The 19,455-nt window shown below is 54.4% G+C and carries 19 protein-coding genes and 2 pseudogenes; 11 read left to right on the top strand and 10 right to left on the bottom strand.

Features of this window, described 5'->3' with window-relative positions:
• The first annotated feature begins 12 nt into the window (after positions 1-12).
• Together ACMXYI_RS23795 and ACMXYI_RS23790 are read left to right on the top strand one after the other, a co-directional pair.
• Positions 13-750 (top strand): NAD(P)H-dependent oxidoreductase, encoded by a 738-nt coding sequence (locus ACMXYI_RS23795; protein WP_415769344.1) that lies wholly within the window; start codon positions 13-15, stop codon positions 748-750.
• A gap of 335 nt (positions 751-1,085) precedes the next feature.
• Complete coding sequence (locus tag ACMXYI_RS23790; RefSeq protein ID WP_415769343.1) at positions 1,086-1,385, top strand: Arm DNA-binding domain-containing protein; 300 nt, start codon at positions 1,086-1,088, stop codon at positions 1,383-1,385.
• A 413-nt stretch (positions 1,386-1,798) separates the two neighbouring features.
• On the opposite strand, the gene ACMXYI_RS23785 is transcribed toward ACMXYI_RS23790, so the two are convergent.
• From ACMXYI_RS23785 to ACMXYI_RS23775, 3 genes and pseudogenes are all read right to left on the bottom strand, one after another.
• A complete protein-coding gene (locus tag ACMXYI_RS23785) occupies positions 1,799-2,548 on the bottom strand; it encodes a substrate-binding periplasmic protein (protein ID WP_415769342.1) in 750 nt (249 codons plus the stop codon).
• 391 nt (positions 2,549-2,939) lie between these two features.
• On the bottom strand, positions 2,940-4,508 hold the full coding sequence (locus ACMXYI_RS23780) for a sensor domain-containing diguanylate cyclase (protein ID WP_415769341.1): 1,569 nt from the start codon (positions 4,506-4,508) through the stop codon (positions 2,940-2,942).
• A gap of 51 nt (positions 4,509-4,559) precedes the next feature.
• Positions 4,560-4,871, bottom strand: a pseudogene (locus ACMXYI_RS23775) (hypothetical protein).
• Between the two features lie 447 nt (positions 4,872-5,318).
• Between ACMXYI_RS23775 and ACMXYI_RS23770 the strand changes: the two are divergent.
• Positions 5,319-5,684, top strand: coding sequence for a histone-like nucleoid-structuring protein, MvaT/MvaU family (locus tag ACMXYI_RS23770; protein WP_415769340.1), 366 nt, complete (start codon positions 5,319-5,321; stop codon positions 5,682-5,684).
• A 41-nt stretch (positions 5,685-5,725) separates the two neighbouring features.
• On the opposite strand, the gene ACMXYI_RS23765 is transcribed toward ACMXYI_RS23770, so the two are convergent.
• Positions 5,726-6,604, bottom strand: a complete 879-nt coding sequence (locus ACMXYI_RS23765; RefSeq protein ID WP_415769339.1) for a LysR family transcriptional regulator — start codon at positions 6,602-6,604, stop codon at positions 5,726-5,728.
• A 99-nt stretch (positions 6,605-6,703) separates the two neighbouring features.
• Here ACMXYI_RS23765 and ACMXYI_RS23760 point away from each other — a divergent pair, with 99 nt between their 5' ends.
• The 5 genes and pseudogenes from ACMXYI_RS23760 to ACMXYI_RS23740 all read left to right on the top strand — a co-directional run bounded on the left by ACMXYI_RS23760 (position 6,704) and on the right by ACMXYI_RS23740 (position 11,504).
• Complete coding sequence (locus tag ACMXYI_RS23760) at positions 6,704-7,873, top strand: mandelate racemase/muconate lactonizing enzyme family protein (protein WP_415769338.1); 1,170 nt, start codon at positions 6,704-6,706, stop codon at positions 7,871-7,873.
• Positions 7,874-7,975: 102 nt separating this feature from the next.
• Entirely contained in the window at positions 7,976-9,283 is a 1,308-nt protein-coding gene (dctA, locus tag ACMXYI_RS23755; RefSeq protein ID WP_415769337.1) for a C4-dicarboxylate transporter DctA, read from the top strand.
• Between the two features lie 125 nt (positions 9,284-9,408).
• Positions 9,409-10,089, top strand: a pseudogene (locus ACMXYI_RS23750) (isocitrate lyase/PEP mutase family protein); the annotation flags it as partial.
• Positions 10,066-10,635, top strand: coding sequence for a nitroreductase family protein (locus ACMXYI_RS23745; RefSeq protein WP_415773960.1), 570 nt, complete (start codon positions 10,066-10,068; stop codon positions 10,633-10,635). The pseudogene ACMXYI_RS23750 and the gene ACMXYI_RS23745, both read left to right, overlap by 24 nt.
• A gap of 134 nt (positions 10,636-10,769) precedes the next feature.
• A complete protein-coding gene (locus tag ACMXYI_RS23740; protein WP_415769336.1) occupies positions 10,770-11,504 on the top strand; it encodes an NADPH-dependent F420 reductase in 735 nt (244 codons plus the stop codon).
• A 115-nt stretch (positions 11,505-11,619) separates the two neighbouring features.
• On the opposite strand, the gene ACMXYI_RS23735 is transcribed toward ACMXYI_RS23740, so the two are convergent.
• The 3 genes from ACMXYI_RS23735 to ACMXYI_RS23725 form a co-directional block, all read right to left on the bottom strand.
• Positions 11,620-11,829 carry a hypothetical protein gene (locus tag ACMXYI_RS23735; RefSeq protein WP_415769335.1) on the bottom strand — a complete coding sequence of 70 codons (210 nt, stop codon included), beginning with the start codon at positions 11,827-11,829 and terminating at the stop codon, positions 11,620-11,622.
• A gap of 236 nt (positions 11,830-12,065) precedes the next feature.
• Positions 12,066-13,049: an aldo/keto reductase gene (locus ACMXYI_RS23730; protein WP_415773959.1), complete on the bottom strand. Its 984-nt coding sequence runs from the start codon at positions 13,047-13,049 to the stop codon at positions 12,066-12,068.
• Positions 13,050-13,369: 320 nt separating this feature from the next.
• Positions 13,370-14,212 carry an SDR family oxidoreductase gene (locus tag ACMXYI_RS23725; protein ID WP_415769334.1) on the bottom strand — a complete coding sequence of 281 codons (843 nt, stop codon included), beginning with the start codon at positions 14,210-14,212 and terminating at the stop codon, positions 13,370-13,372.
• 337 nt (positions 14,213-14,549) lie between these two features.
• Here ACMXYI_RS23725 and ACMXYI_RS23720 point away from each other — a divergent pair, with 337 nt between their 5' ends.
• On the top strand, positions 14,550-15,296 hold the full coding sequence (locus tag ACMXYI_RS23720) for a YkgJ family cysteine cluster protein (RefSeq protein WP_415769333.1): 747 nt from the start codon (positions 14,550-14,552) through the stop codon (positions 15,294-15,296).
• A 182-nt stretch (positions 15,297-15,478) separates the two neighbouring features.
• Complete coding sequence (locus tag ACMXYI_RS23715; RefSeq protein WP_415769332.1) at positions 15,479-16,081, top strand: hypothetical protein; 603 nt, start codon at positions 15,479-15,481, stop codon at positions 16,079-16,081.
• Between the two features lie 390 nt (positions 16,082-16,471).
• On the opposite strand, the gene tnpC is transcribed toward ACMXYI_RS23715, so the two are convergent.
• From tnpC to tnpA, 3 genes are all read right to left on the bottom strand, one after another.
• Positions 16,472-18,076 (bottom strand): IS66 family transposase, encoded by a 1,605-nt coding sequence (tnpC, locus tag ACMXYI_RS23710; protein WP_415769331.1) that lies wholly within the window; start codon positions 18,074-18,076, stop codon positions 16,472-16,474.
• A 61-nt stretch (positions 18,077-18,137) separates the two neighbouring features.
• On the bottom strand, positions 18,138-18,473 hold the full coding sequence (gene tnpB, locus ACMXYI_RS23705; RefSeq protein ID WP_140682487.1) for an IS66 family insertion sequence element accessory protein TnpB: 336 nt from the start codon (positions 18,471-18,473) through the stop codon (positions 18,138-18,140).
• A complete protein-coding gene (gene tnpA, locus ACMXYI_RS23700; RefSeq protein ID WP_140682490.1) occupies positions 18,470-18,787 on the bottom strand; it encodes an IS66-like element accessory protein TnpA in 318 nt (105 codons plus the stop codon). The genes tnpB and tnpA overlap by 4 nt, the downstream gene beginning before the upstream one ends.
• 61 nt (positions 18,788-18,848) lie before the next feature.
• Between tnpA and ACMXYI_RS23695 the strand changes: the two genes are divergently transcribed.
• Positions 18,849-19,436: a hypothetical protein gene (locus ACMXYI_RS23695; RefSeq protein ID WP_415769330.1), complete on the top strand. Its 588-nt coding sequence runs from the start codon at positions 18,849-18,851 to the stop codon at positions 19,434-19,436.
• Positions 19,437-19,455 lie beyond the last annotated feature (19 nt).

The following is a 19,455-nucleotide window of genomic DNA, read 5'->3' as shown; positions in this document are numbered from 1 at the left end:
GAGAGCTGTCCAATGCACATCCTCATTGTCCACGCGCACAACGAGCCGCAATCGTTCAATGCGGCCATGAAAGAACTGGCTGTCGAAGTACTACGGGAGCAAGGGCACTCTGTCGAAGTGTCTGACCTGTATGCCATGAGCTGGAATCCGATCGCCAGCGCGGCTGACTTTGGCAGCCGCGTAAATTCAGAGTACCTGACGTATGCCTTGGAACAGCGTCACAATTGCTCGCAACGCACACTGGCGCCGGATATCCAGGCGGAGCTGGACAAGTTGCTGAAGGCCGATCTGGTGATCTTCAACTTCCCAATTTATTGGTTCTCGATGCCGGCGATCATGAAAGGCTGGATAGACCGGGTATTGGTTTCTGGCGTCTGCTATGGCGGAAAGCGCTTTTACGACCAGGGAGGCCTGGCTGGCAAGAAGGCCATGCTCGCCATTACTGTCGGCGGTCAACCACACATGTTGGTGAGCGGAGGCGTGCACGGTGAACTCAACGACATGCTCCGGCCTATCCTGCGTGGAACGTTGGCCTATACCGGGATGACAGTGCTTCCGACCTTTGTTGCCTATCACGTACCGTACATTTCCCAGGAAGCACGTGTCACTCAGTTAGCGATGTATCGACAGCACCTGCGTTCGCTGGACACACTGCAAGCGCTTTCATTCGTCTCACTTGATGAGTTCGATGAGAAATTGCACCCGATTTCCGCTCCCAATTCCAAGCAGGCACGTCCTTTCTCTTCTTGATACCCACTGAAAACAAGTCCAGAATCAAGTCCATTCCTGCTTCAGGAATAAAAGAAACCCCTTATGTTTCAATGGGTCGGACGCCAGATGCGAGTCTCGTTTCCCGCTCCAATTATTGTTCTACAGGCTTCTATTGAGGTCTGTAGAAACTGAAAAAAGAGGCTTCGGCCTCTTTTTTCGTTCCAGTAAGCTCCACTCAAAAACACTACCATCCACGTTTTTTTAGTACATTTTTTGTACATTAATCTGGCGCTTGGTAGATCACTTTTTCGTGGGACTCGCCTCTCTGGAAGCCGTACAAATCTCCTCTATTCAAACGAGACGGAGATTGTACGATGGCTCTCACCGATACGGCAGTCCGGCACGCCAAACCCCGTGCCAAGGACTACACCCTCCCTGACTACAACGGCCTCGCCCTTTTCGTGAATACGAAAGGCGCCAAGTGTTGGCACTTCCGCTTTTCCTGGGCGGATAAGCAACCCCGTATTTCTCTCGGTACCTATCCTGAAATTAGCTTACGAGATGCTCGTGCTCTGCGTGATGTTGCGCGGGCACTGGTCGCCAGGGGCATTGATCCGCGTGTCCATCGGCAGCTGGAGCGTAATGCCAGGCGCATGGCCACGGACAACGCCTAAGAAACGGTTGTTCAGCATTGAAAGTGGTACGCAGGCATGGCTGTTCCTCCAGTTGTAGGGGAAAGCGTAGCAGGTGGGTGGTGGCGGAACGAAACAAACCGGCGCCAGGCCGGGCTCTCTGTAGGCGGGGCCAAATCCCTTTGGCTGACCGCATTGTGCTTGGTGGGTGTGACGAAGGCATGACAGGTAGATACCAAAAGCCCGGCGCAGGGCCGGGCTATAAAAATCGGGGAAAGGATACATCTCTGAAGCATCATCTGCTCGGCACACTCCTTTGGCGTGGCCGGGTCAAGCCATTCTCTTGTTCCAAGGTTGATGGCTGTATGTAGCCATAATGTTCATGGCTTATCTTCCTCGTTGAGTGAGAGCAAGGGTGGATAAGTGCGAAGGGGGCTTGCGCTGGTTCCGCGCTTTCATTGCCCGATGGGTTGATTGTATCGATCCTGGATACGCTCCAGCTCGCCCGATCGGCGCATCTGCTCCAGGGCGTTGGCCCAGGACGCTACCAGTTCGTCTTCACAGTCGCGGCTGAAGGCGATGTACAGCGATGAGCGATAGAGCTCGATGGGAATCTGCCGCAGCGTGCCGGGAGTGATGTTCAACTGGCGGCTGTAGAAAGTCACCCCCGCAGCGGTGTCGCCAATGATGATGTCGGTGCGCCCGGCTAGCAGCATTCGATAGAGCTGCAGACTCTCGGTTGCACTTTTTTCGAGGTTGTTGAAGCCCCGCGACTGCAGAATCTCGGGTATTAGGCCGGCATGTCTCGTCGTGATCTGTGGGGCGTGCAGTAGCTGCTCTAAGGAGTTCACCGGCTGCTGCGCATTGGCTAACTGGTAGGGGTGAATAGACTCTTCCACGATCGGTCCGACCCACTTGTATAACGGTTCGCGCTCCGCCGTGCGGAACAGGGAATACATTATGGTCTTGGGCCGGGTCTTCAATACGCGGGTGCTTCGCATACTGGGCAGCAGCACCACCTCAAAGTCATCCCCGGTCAGCGCCATAATGCCCCAAACGATCTCCGTGGCCATGCCGGTGAGCTGATTGTTCTCCTGGTAGTTGTACGGCGCCCACTCTTCAGTAACGACCTGATACTGCTCGGCCCTGACGGGAGTGCCGAGTAATAGACAGAGCAGCGCGGCAGTAAGTGTCGAATGTTTCACGTGTTCTGCCTAGTGGGCTGTGCGGTGATCAAGGGTGGATCTGATTCAAAGGGTGAATCAGTACAGAACCTGACATACGTCAAACGCCTGATGCAGTCCCGTAAACCATCAACACGGCGATTGATACAAACGATCCATCGCGCAATCATGCAATAAGAGTGGCCAATGGGCCGCTAGGTGGATGTTCATAAAAATAGCTTGAGAGTCTGCTTTCGACACAGAGTGTGTAAAGACGCCTCCGCGAACCCTGGCGATGATTTCTGAGGATTTCATCGCAAGGATCGCCCATGAAGCGCTTTATCCAAGGTGAACATCTAGGGAACCGATTATCTTGGGGCGACGCTACACACCTATCTACCTACGCTGTAAACGTCGAAAAAAGCACTGCCCATCATTGCGTTGACTCATCAGCGGAGCACCAACGATTTCGTCCTCTCTGTTTTGCTGAATAGAGCTGCGCGTCAGCCGACTTCAGCAAGGTGGCCGGCGTCACTTCCTCGACGCTCGGCTGGCTTGTAGTAATACCTCCACTGGCAGTCACCTTTCCCAAAGGATGTTCGGAGTGCTCGATGTTCAATGATCGAATGGCTTCCAAGATATCCTGGGCGACTTGTTTTGCGCCCGCACTGTCGGTGTTGGGAAGTAGAACCGTGAATTCTTCTCCACCGTACCTGACGGCCAGATCCCCGGGTCTTTTGACCGCTTGCTGGATCGCGCCTCCAACAGCGCTCAGGCAGTCATCGCCGGCCGCATGTCCATACCTGTCGTTGTAGCGTTTGAAGTAATCGACATCGAGCATGACCAATGCAAGCGATGAGCCTTGGCGCGTCGCCAAGCGAATCTCATCCAGCAGTGCGCTATCCAGCCGTCGACGATTGCCCAGTCCGGTCAGACTGTCAGTCAGGGCCATGTCTCGCATGGCTTGGTGCGCGTGACGTAACTCTCTTTCCGCCATCATTCTTTGACGGAGCTGATTCAAAACGATGAGTCCAAAAACCACAAGCACGGCGATCAAGAACACCAGCACGAGCCCTGTTTTCAGTAGATCACGGCGCCAAGGTGCAGTGATGGAATCACGAGACAGCCCGGCTTCAACGACCAGAGGATAGGTAGTCAATGCTCTATAACCGTACAGGCGCTCGGTCTCGTCTATGACGGCCTTAACCTCAGCGATGCCTTCGTTGGACGTTGGCAAGTAGCGCTTGAAGATCTCGCTGTTCGCCAAGCTTTTACCAACAACGGATGCAATGAAGGGGCGACGCACCAGGATTGTTCCGCTGCGCATGGTCAGAACCAAAGCGCCCTTGTCATCAATTTTGAAATCGCCGTAGTAGTCCACGAAGTAACTGACCTTGATCGTCCCCAGCAGTACGCCCGCGAACGACCCATCTGGGTTGTTCAAGCGGCGAGAGATAGGAATGATGAGATCGTCGGTTGATCTACTCCGGACTACTTCGCCGATGCGTACGTTTCGATCATTGTGCGCAAGGTGATACTGGAAATAATCGCGGTCGGCGTTGTTCACGGGCTCTGGAGTGACTTCCTTGTCCGTCACGATCCACTGCCCGTCAGGGCCGTAAATAAAAAGTCCGTGCAGCTGGGGCATTATTTTGGATTGCTGAACCAATAGTTTGTGGATGCGAGGGATGTTGATGCTCTGTAAGCCGTCTCCTTCCACTCGTTCACCAAGCGCGGCGGTCAACACATCTACTTGCCGAATGGTATCTTCCGCGTGCTGAGCCGTCGCACGCGCAAGATTCGTCACGGAGTCGCGGGCAGATGCAAAGGCTGAACGATAGTCGCGCCACGTCCGCCAACCCTCAACGGCCACGAATGCGACAATTACCACCAGCATGAAGCTCACTGTGAGTCGGAACGTAGCTCCAGCCTGCACAGCTTTCGCAGAGTAGGGTTCAGTGGAGCTGTCGGCCTTTTGCGTTGGCTGTTTGCGTCCGAGCATCTAGTTGTCCTTCTACGACTGATCTGCACACGCCCCTCTGGATGCATGCGGTTAGTGCATTATGGAAAGGTACCAATCAGCATAGGGTGTATTGGCAACCTGGTTATTGAAAATCAGGACTACCATCGTCCCACCAAACAGGCCCGCGCTCACCGAGCTGAACCTTGGTCTTCTGAACCTTTGTCCTTGCTGCCGATAACTCCCAGAATCACCTGAGGCTTTCGCTGCCTTTACCTGGCGTCGCCCTGCCATGAGTTCGTCGACGAGGCGCTGCCGTGCATCCGCTATCAGTGAAGGGTTGGTGCAACGCCAAAGCTGCTCTTTGACCACAAAGTAGCGACCGTCGGGAGTCGTCGGATACATGTGTAAAATGCCTTCGAGTTCCGTGGTTTGGCTCGTACTGAACCGCTACCGGCGCCACCAGAATGGGTTTCAGCTGGCAGTCTATACAAGACCGACAAACGACAGGATAACTAGGACGATCACCACTGCCCCAACGATGTAGATGATATTGTTCATGAAACCAACCTCTTTATCTGAACGGGATTTCGACACAAAGGTGTCTAATACAAACGACACCTCCGCTGGCTATTCCGTTCCGCAAACCAGATTCCGATTCGGCGCCATCACACCAATGTTCCGTTGCGACATTACGAACCTTCTCTCGTCTCTAAATGCTTATAAATGGACATTTGCTCAAGTGCGAACCCTGCAACGGATACGAACTAATGAGCAAAGTAAACGCTCTTACTTCATGCAAATCGGAGTTTTTGGTGTAACGTTAGAATAACAATCACGGAGAGATTTCTCATGTCCAAGCTCGCAGAGTTCCGCCAGCTCGAAAAACACCTGGCAGAACAGCTTCAAGCACTCGAAGCCCTCAAAGGTGACGCTGGCTTGAAGCAAGAAATCGAATTCGAAACGAAGCTCCGTGCCTTGTTGGCGAAGTACGGCTTCAGCTTAAAAGACATCGTCAACCTACTTGATCCAAAGGCAGGTCGTCGCGCACCCGCTGCTGAGTCGAAGAGCAGCTCTCGCAAGCCTCGCCAAGTGAAGGTCTACAAAAATCCGGAATCTGGCGAAGTCGTGGAAACCAAGGGTGGCAACCACAAAACACTGAAAGAATGGAAAGCAAAATATGGCTCGGACAAAGTCGAGTCTTGGCTTACCAAGTGAATTGGTTTGAGTACAAGGGGCCTTTTTTATTGGATGCGTTATCAGTCACTGCCCACCCTGGCCCAGAACTCTTCGGCAGATGAACTGAGTGGCGCTGCTGGACGGGTCAGGTGAATTTCCAGAGGGATATCCCAGCTTTCGTCTAGTGCTCTGACTAAGCGCCCATCCATTATTTCTTGCTCGGTGAGGCTCTTGGGCAACCACGCCACGCCTTTGCTTTCCAGAGCCATAGACATCAGCACTGCCGCGAGGTGGCTGCTGAAAAGTGGTTTGAGGTGAAGGTAATCTTCCTTGCCATGCAGTCGGTGAGCGACGATACGCCCCAGTCCGGACTCATGGGTATAAGCGAGGTAAGGCAATGCCGCTGGGGAAGTGCCGAAGTCGGCGGAAGCACTCGCCAGCGGAACGAGAACGTCCTCGCCAACCTTCTTGCCGATGAACTGATCAGGGGCCAGTAATGGCGGGACGTCGGGGTGGCGGTGGCAGAGCAGAAACTGAACTTGGCCGTGTATCAGCATCTGCTCACAGACCGCCATGCTATCTGAGTGCAGCTGTACAGCCTCGATTGGGGCACCGTTTTCTGCGCTTCGAAGCCACCTTGGAAAAAAGGTAAACGACAGGGAGTGAGTTGCAGCGAAGTGCAGCGATTTAGCGGCCATTCCCGCCACCTCTTGAGCTTCGTTGCGCATCCTGTACAAGCGTCTGGCTGCCTCCTGAGCGCTTGGCAAAATTTGCCTCCCAGCCTCGGTCAGGGTCGCCCCTTGAGGGGTGCGAACGAACAGCTGTACCCCCATCCAATTCTCTAGAGAGCGGACTCTGCGACTGAATGCCGGCTGAGTAACGTGCCGAGCTTCAGCCGCGCGAACAAAGCTGCCGTACTCCGCAAGGGCTGAAAAATCCTCGAGCCAAACGAGTTCCAAGGGCCATGCCTCCTGTGCATAGGGTGCGGCATTAATAGCATTGGGCGGGTGTCATCGCAAAGCATAACGTGGGGCCACCAACAACAAGAGGAACCCGTCATGCGTATCGTAGACATCCGTGAAAAAACTGTTTCTATTGCCTCCCCAATTGCCAACGCCTACATCGATTTTTCCAAAATGACCTGCTCGGTGGTCGCTGTCGTCACGGATGTGATTCGCGATGGTAAACCTGTCATCGGCTACGGCTTCAACTCCAACGGTCGCTATGGTCAAGGCGCATTGATGCGTGATCGCTTCCTGGCTCGTATCACTGAAGCCGAACCGGAGTCCCTGATCGATAAAGAAAATAACAACCTGGATCCGTTCGCCATCTGGAAAGCCCTGATGACCAACGAGAAACCAGGCGGCCACGGTGAGCGTTCCGTTGCGGTGGGCACCATCGACATGGCCGTATGGGACGCTGTCGCCAAGATCGAAGGCAAGCCACTGTATCGCCTGCTGGCTGACCGTTACCGTAACGGCGTGGCCGACGATAAAGTCTGGGTTTACGCTGCCGGTGGTTACTACTACCCAGGCAAAGATGACGCAAAGCTTCAAGACGAGATGCGCAGCTACCTGGATCGCGGCTATGACGTGGTCAAAATGAAGATCGGTGCCGCGCCTCTGGCGGACGATATTCGTCGAATCGAATCGGTACTCAAAGTAGTAGGTGATGGCCGTCGCCTGGCAGTGGATGCCAACGGTCGCTTCGATCAAGACACCGCCATCGCTTATGCCGAAGCACTGAAACCGTACAACCTGTTCTGGTACGAAGAGGCGGGCGATCCACTCGATTACGCGCTCCAGGCAGAGCTGGCCAAGCACTACGACCTGCCGATGGCCACTGGCGAAAACCTGTTCTCCCATCAAGATGCCCGCAACCTGCTGCGCCACGGCGGCATGCGTCCTGATCGCGACTTCGTTCAATTCGACTGCGCCCTGTCCTACGGTTTGGTTGAGTACATGCGCACCCTGAAAGTGATGGAAGACATGGGCTGGTCTTCGCGTCGCGTAGTTCCGCACGGTGGCCATCAGATGTCCCTGAACATCGCCGCAGGTTTGCACCTTGGTGGCAACGAATCCTATCCAGACGTGTTCCAGCCTTTCGGCGGGTTCGCTGACGGGATTCGCGTAGAAAATGGCTACGTGGGTCTGCCGGATATTCCGGGTGTCGGCTTCGAAGCCAAATCCGCCTTGTACGCCGTAATGCGCGAGCTGGGTGAGGGCTGATAGCTCCCGAACTGTGGCCTCTTGGTTGAGGCCACAGTTATCAGGCGTCACCCGCTGACGCCACGCCACACGCCCATCACAAAAATAAAATGAGGTGCTCCCGTGGAAATCTCCAAGTCCCGCTGGTACGGCCAGCTGTATGTGCAGGTACTGATCGGTATCGTAATCGGTGCAGCAATTGGTCACTTTGAACCGCAATTCGGAGCCAAGCTTCAACCATTTGCAGACGGCTTTATCAGACTCATCAAAATGCTGTTGGCCCCAATTATTTTTGGCACCGTGGTTGTCGGTATAGCCAAGATGGGCAGCATCAAAGAGGTAGGGAGAATTGGCGTTAAATCGCTGCTCTACTTCGAGATTCTTTCAACCATCGCACTGGTCATCGGCCTTATTGTGGTCAACGTCGTAAAGCCAGGCGTTGGAATGAACATCAATGTCGACACGCTGGATGGCAGTGCTATCGCTAAGTACAGTCAAGCTGCCAGTGAGCAGGGTGGCACCGTCGATTTTTTCATGAACATCATCCCGCAAACTTTTGTCGGCGCGTTCTCGAACGGCGTCATGCTTCAGGTCATCTTGCTTTCGGTCTTGATGGGGGTTGCCCTGGTTCAAATGGGTGAAACCAGTAAGCCGCTGATCAATACGATCGACCTGTTCCTGCAAGGCCTGTTCAAGATCGTGGCAATGGTCATGCGTCTGGCTCCAATTGGTGCTGGTGCCGGTATGGCTTTCACTATCGGCAAGTACGGGATCGGTACGTTGCTGTCGCTCGGCCAGTTGTTGATAGCACTCTACGCCACCACCCTGATCTTCATTGTGATAGTGCTGGGCACGGTTGCTCGATGGTCAGGAATGCCCTTGTTTCAGTTTCTCCGTTACTTCAAGGACGAGATTCTGATCACGCTCGGAACCTGCTCGACTGAGGCTGTGCTTCCGCGAATGATGGTCAAGCTTGAAAAGCTGGGCTGCAAGAAGTCAGTGGTGGGTATGGTGCTGCCGACTGGCTACACCTTCAATGCGGATGGCACCTGCATTTACCTCACCATGGCGGCGATTTTCATCGCGCAGGCAACCAATACACCGCTGACGTTTATGGATCAGATGATTCTGTTGGGCGTCTTTCTGCTGACCTCGAAAGGCTCAGCTGGCGTGGCGGGGGCCGGGTTCATAACCCTTGCGGCAACGCTCACAACCATCCACTCCATTCCGTTGGTCGGCCTTGTCCTGCTCTTGGGCATCGACCGGTTCCTCAACGAAGCGCGAGCCGTGACCAACCTGATCGGCAACGGTATCGGCACCATCGCGATTGCCAAGTGGGACAACTCGTTCGATGTCGAGGCCTGCGAGCGTGAAATTGCGGCAATGAAAAACGAAAAGGCAGAGCGAAAAGCGTTATTAGCGCAAAAGTAACCTGCATCGCCTTACCGGCCATTCCGCTTCGAACAGAGCGCAATGACCGGTAGCCGATTTGATGTTTCGTTCCCGCAGGACGATTCAAGCGATGTACTCAGTTGAAATGTGATGGAGCCGAAAAAATGATTGAACGATCACATCATGAACTGCGTCAGGCGTTCGGTGATTTGCTTCATGGAACAGCCTGTAAATTTGCCGCATCCGTATTCGATCCGATCTCCGTTCGAATGGCCTCTGACCTTGGCTTTGAGGTCGCTATCCAGGGTGGATCCGTCGCCTCGCTTCAAGTGCTCGGTGCCCCAGACATCTCGTTGCTCACTCTCGATGAATTTGCAGAGCAAGTTTCCAGAGTTGGTCGCGCTAGCCAAATCCCGATCATTGGGGACGCTGACCATGGATTCGGAAACGCGCTCAATGTGATGCGAACGGTCACAGAATTACAGAAGGCCGGTGTTGCTGCGCTGACACTGGAAGACACGCACCTGCCAGCCAAGTACGACGAGCAATCGAACGTGCTCATCAATATGGAGGAGGCCGCGAGCAAGATCTACGCGGCACGATTTGCTCGGTCAGATGATGCACTTTGCATCATCGCCAGGACGAATGTGGCCGTTACCACTTTGGAAGATTCGATTGCCCGGACTACGGCCTATCAAAAGGCTGGAGCAGATGCTATTTGCTTGGTTGGCGTTAAGGACTTCCAGCACTTGGAAGCACTCACAGCGCATCTCTGCCTCCCGATCATGCTCATCAACTACGGTAATCCCGCACTGAGCGATGTGGAGAAATTGAGTGCGGCTAACAACACCCAGCCCTGGGATGTACACATCGTTCGTGGCCAAAAACTGAAAGAGCTTTCGCAAATTCTCCACGCGAAAAATACTGCAGGCGAATTCACGCCAGACTTTTCGTTCGATATGGATGCTTTTTACGGCATTTATGGGGATCGCAAGAATGCACAAGGTAAAGCCTACTACGAGGCTATGAATGTTATGCGCGAAGACAAGGAGGGGCGCCGACGTGCGGCAGCCCTGAACTTGTCCTTTTTCAATGCCCCCCAGGCAGTCTTTTTATTCATGCCGGTGTTTGGCGACAGTGTTCGAACTGCTGGCGACGTTGGCATGTACGGGCAGACCTTCCTACTGTCACTTGCTGCCCGAGGGTTAGGCGGCATTCCGCAAACCTCGCTTGGTTTCTATGCATCAACGATCCGAGAGGCGCTAGGCATTTCTGAAGAAATGAAAATGCTGTTTGGCATGTCATTTGGCTACCCAGACGAGAGCGCTCCGGGCAACCGCATCCATATGGATCGTGTGCCGATCACCGACAGCGTGACCTTTCATTCTTGAAGATTCGAATTTACCTGAGTCAAGCGACATGCGTACACATCCCAGATTGCTGTGGCTTTGCGACACGCTTAACTCATTCGCACAACCAGCCAAGCAGTCACTTAAGTATTGGTTGTAGTTAGGAGTTTATTGAAGTGAAAATCGGAATTATCGGCGCCGGCAACATTGGAACTACCCTTGCCCGCAAGCTCGCTGCGTGCGGCCATGAAGTTAAACTGGCAAACTCGAAAGGCCCTCAGAGCATTCAGAACCTTGCCAATGAAATCGGCGCACATGCGGTGACTAAGGAAGATGCTGTGTCCGAGGTAGACGTTGTGATCCTCTCGATCCCCTTCGCAAACTACCCTGATCTCAAGCAGACCTTGAGTAATGTTCCGGAGAAAACCGTCGTCATTGACACATCCAATTACTATCCGGGGCGTGACGGGGCGATCAAAGAAGTTGACGACGGCAAGCCCGAGAGCGTCTGGGTAAGCGAGCAGATTGGCTGCCCGGTCGTAAAGGCATGGAACGCCGTCCTCGCAGCGACCCTTGCCGACAAAGGCCAACCAGCCGGGTCTTCAACGCGTATAGCCCTACCTGTAGCTGGGGGGAACATCACCGCTGAGGCAATCGCGCAGGATCTCGTTGAGGATACGGGCTTTATTGCGCTTGCCGCTGGCAGCCTTGAAGATTCGTGGCGTCAGCAACCAGGTACACCAGCCTACTGTACCGAACTGACATTGCCGGAGCTGAAATTGGCACTGAACACGGCAGACAAGGCACGGGCGCCTCAAAACCGCGACGCACTGATCGCTAAGTTTATGGCTCCCGGCAGTCAGTTTACACACGAGCAAATTGTTGCCACCAATCGCGCCATGACGGCTTGACTATCGGATTAGGTGGGAGCCGTGTTTAGACTCCCACCTGCTTGACCACGTCGGTAAGCTCCGCTGTTTACATAAAAAGGGTACGGTGCAGACGGGTAGCCTACTAAGAGACTACTCACTTAGGCGTCATTAGCACGGCTAACGTCACGTTGATGAACTCTTCGTTCTTGCTGATCGTCGCCAGCGCACCACGCACGTTGCCTCCAACCTCGCCCGATCCACGCTGCTCGACCCAGAGCGTGAGTTCCATGATGGCGGCCTCAAGGGCAAGCTGGATTTGATTGATTTTTAAGAGTAGGGAAGGGAGCAGGTCTGAATTTGGCATCGCGAATCCTCCGTGGAAGAGGAGAGCGTAGCAGCATGAGAGCGGATGGAAAGTACGGACACCGTCGAGTCCTGGCTGACCAAGTGAATTTGGGTTGAGTACAAAAAAAGGCCCGTCGAGGGCCTTTTTTATTGGTTAAAAATTTGTGCCGCCAGCAACGCTCTGTGCCGCAGCGGATCTCTTTTTCACAGCTTACCGTTACTGAGTCCAAGCAAGTGGCAATAAGGTAAGACGGCTCAGTCTGGATCAATCTGCTGCATGTGCATTTCAGACATTCGTTCGCCGTGCACCTCGAGTTTGGAAAATGCGTCTTCCATTGCAAGCAGATCCTCATTCGTAAGCTGGATATCCAATGCTCCCAGGTTTTCTGTCAGATGATCGACTCTGCGTGTGCCTGGAATTGGGACAATCCACGGCTTTTGTGCGAGCAACCAGGCGAGAGCTACCTGGGCCGGTGTTCCGTTTTTGGTGGTGGCCACCGTCCTCAGGATATCCACGACTGGCATGTTGGCCGCCATGTTTTCTGGCAACATCCGGGGAAAGGTTCCCCGGAAGTCAGTCTTCGTATCGAACTTCGTATTTTGATCCATTTTGCCGGTGAGATAGCCTTCGCCTAGCGGCGCCCATGGCACAAAGCCAATGCCCAACTCTTCACACGCGGCAAGAACACCGTTATGTTCTGGATCACGGCAGAAGAACGAGTATTCAGACTGGATGGCCGAGACAGGCTGTACGGCATGGGCTCTTCGAATGGTTCGGGCACTGGCTTCAGACAAGCCGAAATGCAGGATCTTGCCCTCGGCGATCAGATCTTTGATGACGCCCGCTACGTCTTCAATCGGTACGTGCGGGTCGACGCGGTGTTGGTAGTACAGGTCGATGTGGTCGGTTTGTAGACGATTTAGCGACTGTTCTACAACCTTTTTTATGTGTTCTGGACGGCTGTTGAGGCCAATAGTGCCATCGATGGCGAAGCCAAATTTACTGGCTATTTTCACTTGGTCTCGGAACGGCTTGAGAGCTTTACCAACCAATTCTTCGTTGGTGTAGGGGCCGTAGACTTCGGCGGTGTCAAAAAAAGTAACACCCTTTTCGAAAGCGGTTCGCAGGGTATTGATCCCTTGGTCGATATCAGCCGGTGGGCCATAGTTTGCACTGATGCTCATGCAGCCGGCACCGATGGCTGAAACCTGCAGATTGCCTAGATGACGTTTACTCATTTTTCCAATTCCTCTCGACGGGCTTGTTGGTAGTGGGATTGAGGAGGAGGGGACTGAGGCGCCTGCCCACGCCGAAGCACCGATCGCCAATGCCACACTTGCAAGCGTGGCTTTAGCCACAAACTCGCGGCGTCCAATAGTTTTGAAAAAGTCAGAACTTGAATTGGATTCTGGCTTATCGCTGTCCATGGATAAACTCCTGAAAAATTGTTCGCGGGGCGCACTTCTATGCGCACAGAACTGTCATCCACTGACAAGACAGCCACTACGACGGGCTTGCCCGTGGGCGGAAAAGGTCATTGCAATCTGGCTACTTCAGATCAAGCTTCATCGTGTGCCAGTGAGGATGACAGTGAGCGGTAGGCGCTGACTTGCTCGAGAAGAACCCTGGCCTTGTTCTCGGTAGCCTCGGCTGCATCTGCGCCAGCGATGAATCGAGCTGGCGGGGTTTCGCTAGTGGCGAGCTGAACAATGGCAACTGCCAGTTTCGCAGGGTCTCCACTTTGCTTACCGCTGAGGCTGCTCAAGGCTTTGACGGTTTCAAGCGTCTTTTCCACGTAATCTTCGATTACCGGATCTACGAAGGTAGTGGAATCAGTGGTGAGTAGCTCGGTACGAAAGAAGCCAGGCTCGACCAGCATGGTTTTGATGCCAAATTGCTCAACCTCTGGGGCCAGTGACTCCATCCATCCCTCGACCCCGAATTTGCCCGCTGCGTAGGCGCTGCAGAAGGTGCCGCCGACGATGCCTGCGGTGGAGGAAATGGTTACCACCAGGCCAGACCGTTGCTTGCGAAAAACAGGCAGTACCGCACGTGTCACATTCATGGGCCCGAAGAGCACGGTTTCGATCTGCCTACGAACATGCTCCGTCGTGAGTTCTTCAAAAAAACCAGCATAGAAATTGCCGGCGTTGTTGATCAATACGTCGATCCGGTCAAACTCGCTGATAGCGGCTGCTACAGCTGCTTCTGCATCCTCAGGATGGGTGACATCGAGCTTCACCGTCAGTAGGTTTTTGTGGGCACCTACGGCAGCCTCCACCTTCTTGGGGTCGCGTCCGGTGGCGACCACGGCGTGGCCTGCTGTCAAAGCCACTTGAGCCAAGTGGACGCCAAGGCCTCTGCTTGCGCCAGTGATGAGCCAAACCTTTTTGTCAGCCATACGATTTTCCTTAGAGGTTGAGGATCTTGTGTCTGGTCTGGCCGGGGGCCATATCGCCCGGTCACCACGAAGATCCATTCTCTCGTTCAGAAGGTGCGAAGGTTTGCATGGTCTGGGTAAAAGATTGCCTAAAACGACGAATCGAATCGCCCTCAGCATCATCGCCTGAAGCCTGCGGCTTGGATCAACAGTATTTAAATTGGAACAGGCAACCATCCCGATGGAATGGGCAATCAGTCCTTGTGCCTCCCCGACATAATTTTCGGCTAAGCCACGTTCGCCCGAATGTAGCGGTACCAACCGCTCATGCCCGTGGATAAATAGCTCGAGGATAGGCATGGAAAATACTGCACTACGATTTGCTTGCAATGGATGTGGAGTGTGTTGCAAGGGGCGCCTGATTCCTCTGACCTTGAAAGAATCGAGACAGTGGCTACAGCGGGGTCATGACGTCGCCGTGATACTTGAAGCATTTGACGAATCCCTTTGGCCCGCTGAGTCTGAGAAATTCAGGCATAACGCTAAACGTGCAGCGCAGATTGACAGTGGTAACGCCAAGATCAACGTTATTGCGATTTTCGCAGCGAACGCGCTTACCCAATGCCCAAATCTGGACGATCAGAATCAGTGTGTGATCTATGAGGAGAGGCCGCTGGTGTGCAGGATTTATCCTGCGGAAATTTCACCGTTCATTTCCTTGGATCCTGCGGATAAGGTGTGCCCCCCTGAGGTTTGGGAGGCGGGGGAGATAATCGTGTCTGATCGGGTAGCCAGCCCTGCGCTGCAAGTTAAGATCGCGCAGTCCAGGGACGCGGACACGGTAGATGCTCACGCGAAAGTAGCTATCTGCGAATCCATGGATATGACGGTTGCGGCGTGGAAAGAAAACGCTTTGGCTGTGTATCTGCCGGATAGACAGCGTCTGATGACTGCATTCGATCATTATGATTCAGGAATTCAAAGAGTGGCCCATACCTCGTGGCGCGTGCGCATCGCAGATCACGAGTTGCGAGAGGCAGTCAGAAACAGGGGTGTGCAAGTCGATACAACGGAACCCTCCAGCTACATCTTCCACAAACTGTAGGGCATATAGACGCTCGGTTTATGCATTCGATCTTTACGAAACATCTTGAAATAACAGGCGTAGAAGCACCGACTCGATATGAAGCTCGTCAAATAATGCAATTTGTTGCTCTTATCAGGCAAAAATGAAAGAGGTTGTCACATTCATAATCTACTCATTCGTATCTCGACGTGGATAGATTAATGACTTCTCTGTTTTCACCCTTTCACTTAAAAGATGTCACGTTGCGCAACCGTATCGTGGCTTCACCGATGTGTCAGTACCAAGCTCATGACGGGCTGTTGTCCGATTGGCACCAAACCCATTATGAAACCTTGGCCAAGGGCGGTGCCGGTTTGGTAATTGTAGAGGCCACCGCTGTTTGTCCTCGGGGGCGCATCACTCCCGGAGATGCTGGGATATGGAGCGACTCTCACATTGCTAATCTCGCGTCCGTTGCGTTGGCCATCAAGGACGCCGGAGCTGTTCCTGGCATACAGCTAGGTCATGCGGGACGCAAGGCTGGCTGTACCCCACCTTGGCTTGGTGGGCATCCACTGCCGGAATCTGACTCGCAGGCTTGGCAGCCCGTTGCCCCGAGTGCTCTGCCATACATGCCAGACTCTCCCCACATACCTAGCGAAATGACTGTGGACGATATTCGGCGTACCCAGGCCGACTTCATGCACGCCGCATCACGGGCTTTCAGAGCAGGATATGACTGGCTGGAGCTACATTTTGCACACGGTTTTCTCGGTAAGCGTTCAGCGATCACACCTTCCCATTGCAACTGCTGGCGCCGTTGATCGATCCCGCTATCATGCAGGGCGTAGATCACGAATGTAGATAACGCTATGCCAAGATTGTCATTCGCCGTCAGAATTTTGTTCGCATGCTGCCTTTTCATCGCAACCGCTAATCACATCCGTGCAGACGTTTCGCATGGATTGCTCTGGGACTACGGATACGGGCCTAGCACTTACTTGGCTAGCCGTATTTTCTGGGGGGCGCTTACGTTTTTTGACCCGCTTGCAGCACTGCTACTTTTCATCAAACCAAGAGCCGGAATCGTGCTTACGGTAGCGATTATTTTGGTCGACGTAACTCATAACACTTTTTACGTCGCATTGAAGCAGCAGTGGCTGGAGCCGTTCTACCTGTCCCAGGTAGCTTTTCTTATCGTAGTATTCCTACTCTCACCCATCGCTTGGAATGGCCCTATTCGAGACGTAGCGCTCACCAATCCAGTCCGAGTGTGATTCGCTCCACTTATGAGGTAGAAGCTCTTCGATTTCACTCGCCCGCTGCGTCGGCAAGCGCGTCAGAACGTCTTTCAGATAAGCATACGGATCATGCCCGTTGAGCCGCGCCGATTGGATCAAACTCATGATCGCCGCCGCCCGTTTGCCACTGCGCAGCGAACCTGCGAACAACCAATTCGAGCGTCCAAGTGCCCACGGCCTTATCTGATTTTCGACCGCGTTGTTATCGATGGGTACAGCGCCGTCTTCGAGATATCGAGTCAGTGCCGTCCAGCGCTTAAGGCTGTAATCCAGAGCTTTGGCGATAGCCGACCCCTCGGGCACAAGGTCGCGCTGGGCCATCATCCAGGTATGCAGTGCGTCGATAACGGGCGCCGCTTTTTCCTGCCGTATTCGCCAGCGATCTTCAACGGTCATCTCCCGCGCTTGCCGTTCAATTTCGTACAACCCGCCAATTGAGTGCAGCGCCTGCTCGGCCAGTTGGCTTTTGTTCGTCGCGTGCAGATCGAAAAACTTGCGGCGGGCGTGGGCCATGCAGCCGATTTCAGTGATGCCTTGCTGGAAGCTTGCTTTGTAACCTGCGAAATCATCGCAAACCAGCTTGCCATTCCACTGGCCAAGAAAGTTGCGTGCATGTTCGCCCGCACGGCTTGGGCTGAAGTCGTAAAGCACAGCTTTGAGTGCCGAAAAAGGCGTGGTGCAGTAGGCCCAGACGTAAGCACGGTGGGTTTTCCTCTCGCCCGGTGCGAGCATCTGCACCGGCGTTTCGTCAGCGTGGATCACGCCTTGAGCAAGCACTGTTTCGCGCAGCGCATCGACCAAGGGCTGGAGCTGCACACCGGTTTGGCCAACCCATTGCGCCAGTGTCGAACGGGCGATAGCCAGGCCGGCGCGGCCAAAGATTTTCTCTTGCCGATACAGCGGCAAATGGTCGGCGAATTTGGCCACCATCACGTGAGCGAGCAGCCCTGCGGTCGGGATGCCCTTGTCGATTACCTGGGCCGGAACCGGTGCCTGAGTCAGCGTTTCGCACTCGCGGCAGACCCACTTCCCGCGCACATGTTGCTCAACGGTGAACACGCCCGGCGTGTAATCCAGCTTCTCGCTGACGTCCTCGCCGATGCGCTGGAGCTGGCAGCCGCAGGGGCACTGGGTATTGTTGGGTTCGTGATAAATCACAGTACGCGGAAACTGCGCGGGCAAGGAAACACGCTTGGGCTGCTTGCGTGGTTCGGCCGGCGCAGCCGGCGGATTCAACGCCTTCAGCTCGGCTTCGATGGCTGCGATGTCGGTGTCGAGCAGGTCGTCGAGCAGGCTGCCTTGAACAGGGCTCAATTGCTCACTGCGCTTGGCAAACTTGTTACGTTTGAACCAGGCGATTTCGTGAGTGAGTTGCTCAATGATGGTTTGGTCGCGATCGTTCTTTTTGCCCATCCTGTCGACTTGCTGCCCAAGAGAATCAACCTGGGACAGCAACTGCACCGCGAGGGCACGCAGTTGGTCGGGGGACATTTGGTCGAGGTTGGGTGAGGACGTCATGCCGCGAACTTTGCCAGAGCAGGCCGTTCGCGGCGATAGACTAATGGGCTAATGGCGGGTGTTAAAGCAGTGTGATTGCACCGCCAGCCCCAACGCGTTGCCAAGGTAGGCCGAGCACCAAGGCCTGAAGTTGCTCAGTATCCAGCTCCATCTCGCAGCCTTGTCGAATGCCTGGCCAGTGAAACTTGCCTTGATTCAACCTGCGAGCAGCCAGCCAGACGCCAATCCCGTCATGCACCAGCACTTTCATACGAGTAGCGCGGCGGTTCGCGAACAGATAAGCGCAGTGCGGCTTCGCCGCGCCGAACACCGCAATCACCCTGGCCAGCGCAGTTTCAGTGCCGGCACGCATATCCATGGGCTCGGTGGCGAGCCAGATGGCATCGACGCGAATCATTGCGCGAGTCCACGGACAAAGCGGGCGCAGCCTTCAGGATCGGAAGTTGGCCATTTCACTGTGATCGATTGCTCGCCAAGCGGCAGCTCAATAATCGCCAACGCTTCCGCCTGCCGTTTGGGCGTAGCTCTCAACGGAACGAAAGCCGGCAACGCCGCTGGCGGCTGGTCTCGGTAAAGTGGTAGCCACTTGCGGATAACGTTGGCGTTGATGCCGTGGCTGATGGCAACGCTGGATAGGGTTGCGCCCGGTTGCAGGCATTCCTGCACAACCTGGGCCTTGAAGGGTTTCGGGTAAGAGCTTCGTTGGCGCATGGAAATCCTGACGTAAGGGCTATCGCGTCCGCTTAAAAATACGCGGACACCATCGCCCTTAATGCTGGAGTTCGGAAGGTGTGTTCGCCGGCCCCTTACTTTTCTCGGCCAGAGCTTTCTGTCTTCCAAGTCCAATACACGCTCGGATCAATACGGTGGATCGCTGCCAAATCGTGCGCGGTTCTTGCTGGAAACCGTCGATGCAGTGAAGCAGATATGGCCCGGCAACCTCCCGTTAACTGTGCGTTTCGGTGTTGTCGATTTCGGAGACAATCTTGAAGTATCCATGGCGGAGTCAATTCAGGTTCTTCAATGGTTGAAAGACGCTGGGGTGGACTTTGTGGATTGTTCTCTTTCGCTCGCAACAGCTGGTGAACCCGTGCCATGGGGGCCCAACTTCATGGTGCCGTATGCGGAGCGCGTGCGGGCTGAGACAGGATTGCCAGTAGGTGCAAGCTGGATGATTACTGACGCCGATGAAGCGGATGGATTCGTGCGAGATGGTCAGCTCGACCTGGTCTGCTTTGCTCGGACGATGCTAGCAAACCCCCATTGGCCATTTCAGGCGGCTCGCACATTGAACATCCCTGACCCAGCCTCTGTACTTCCGACGCCATACGCATATTGGCTGCAAAGCTGGGCTGGTTGAATCTTTGCGGCGCTCTTGA

The organism is Pseudomonas lyxosi, from assembly GCF_047758685.1.
Taxonomy (GTDB): Bacteria; Pseudomonadota; Gammaproteobacteria; order Pseudomonadales; family Pseudomonadaceae; genus Aquipseudomonas; species Aquipseudomonas lyxosi.
Note: the sequence above shows the minus strand (reverse complement) of the source record. Positions and strands in the feature narration are given on the sequence as shown.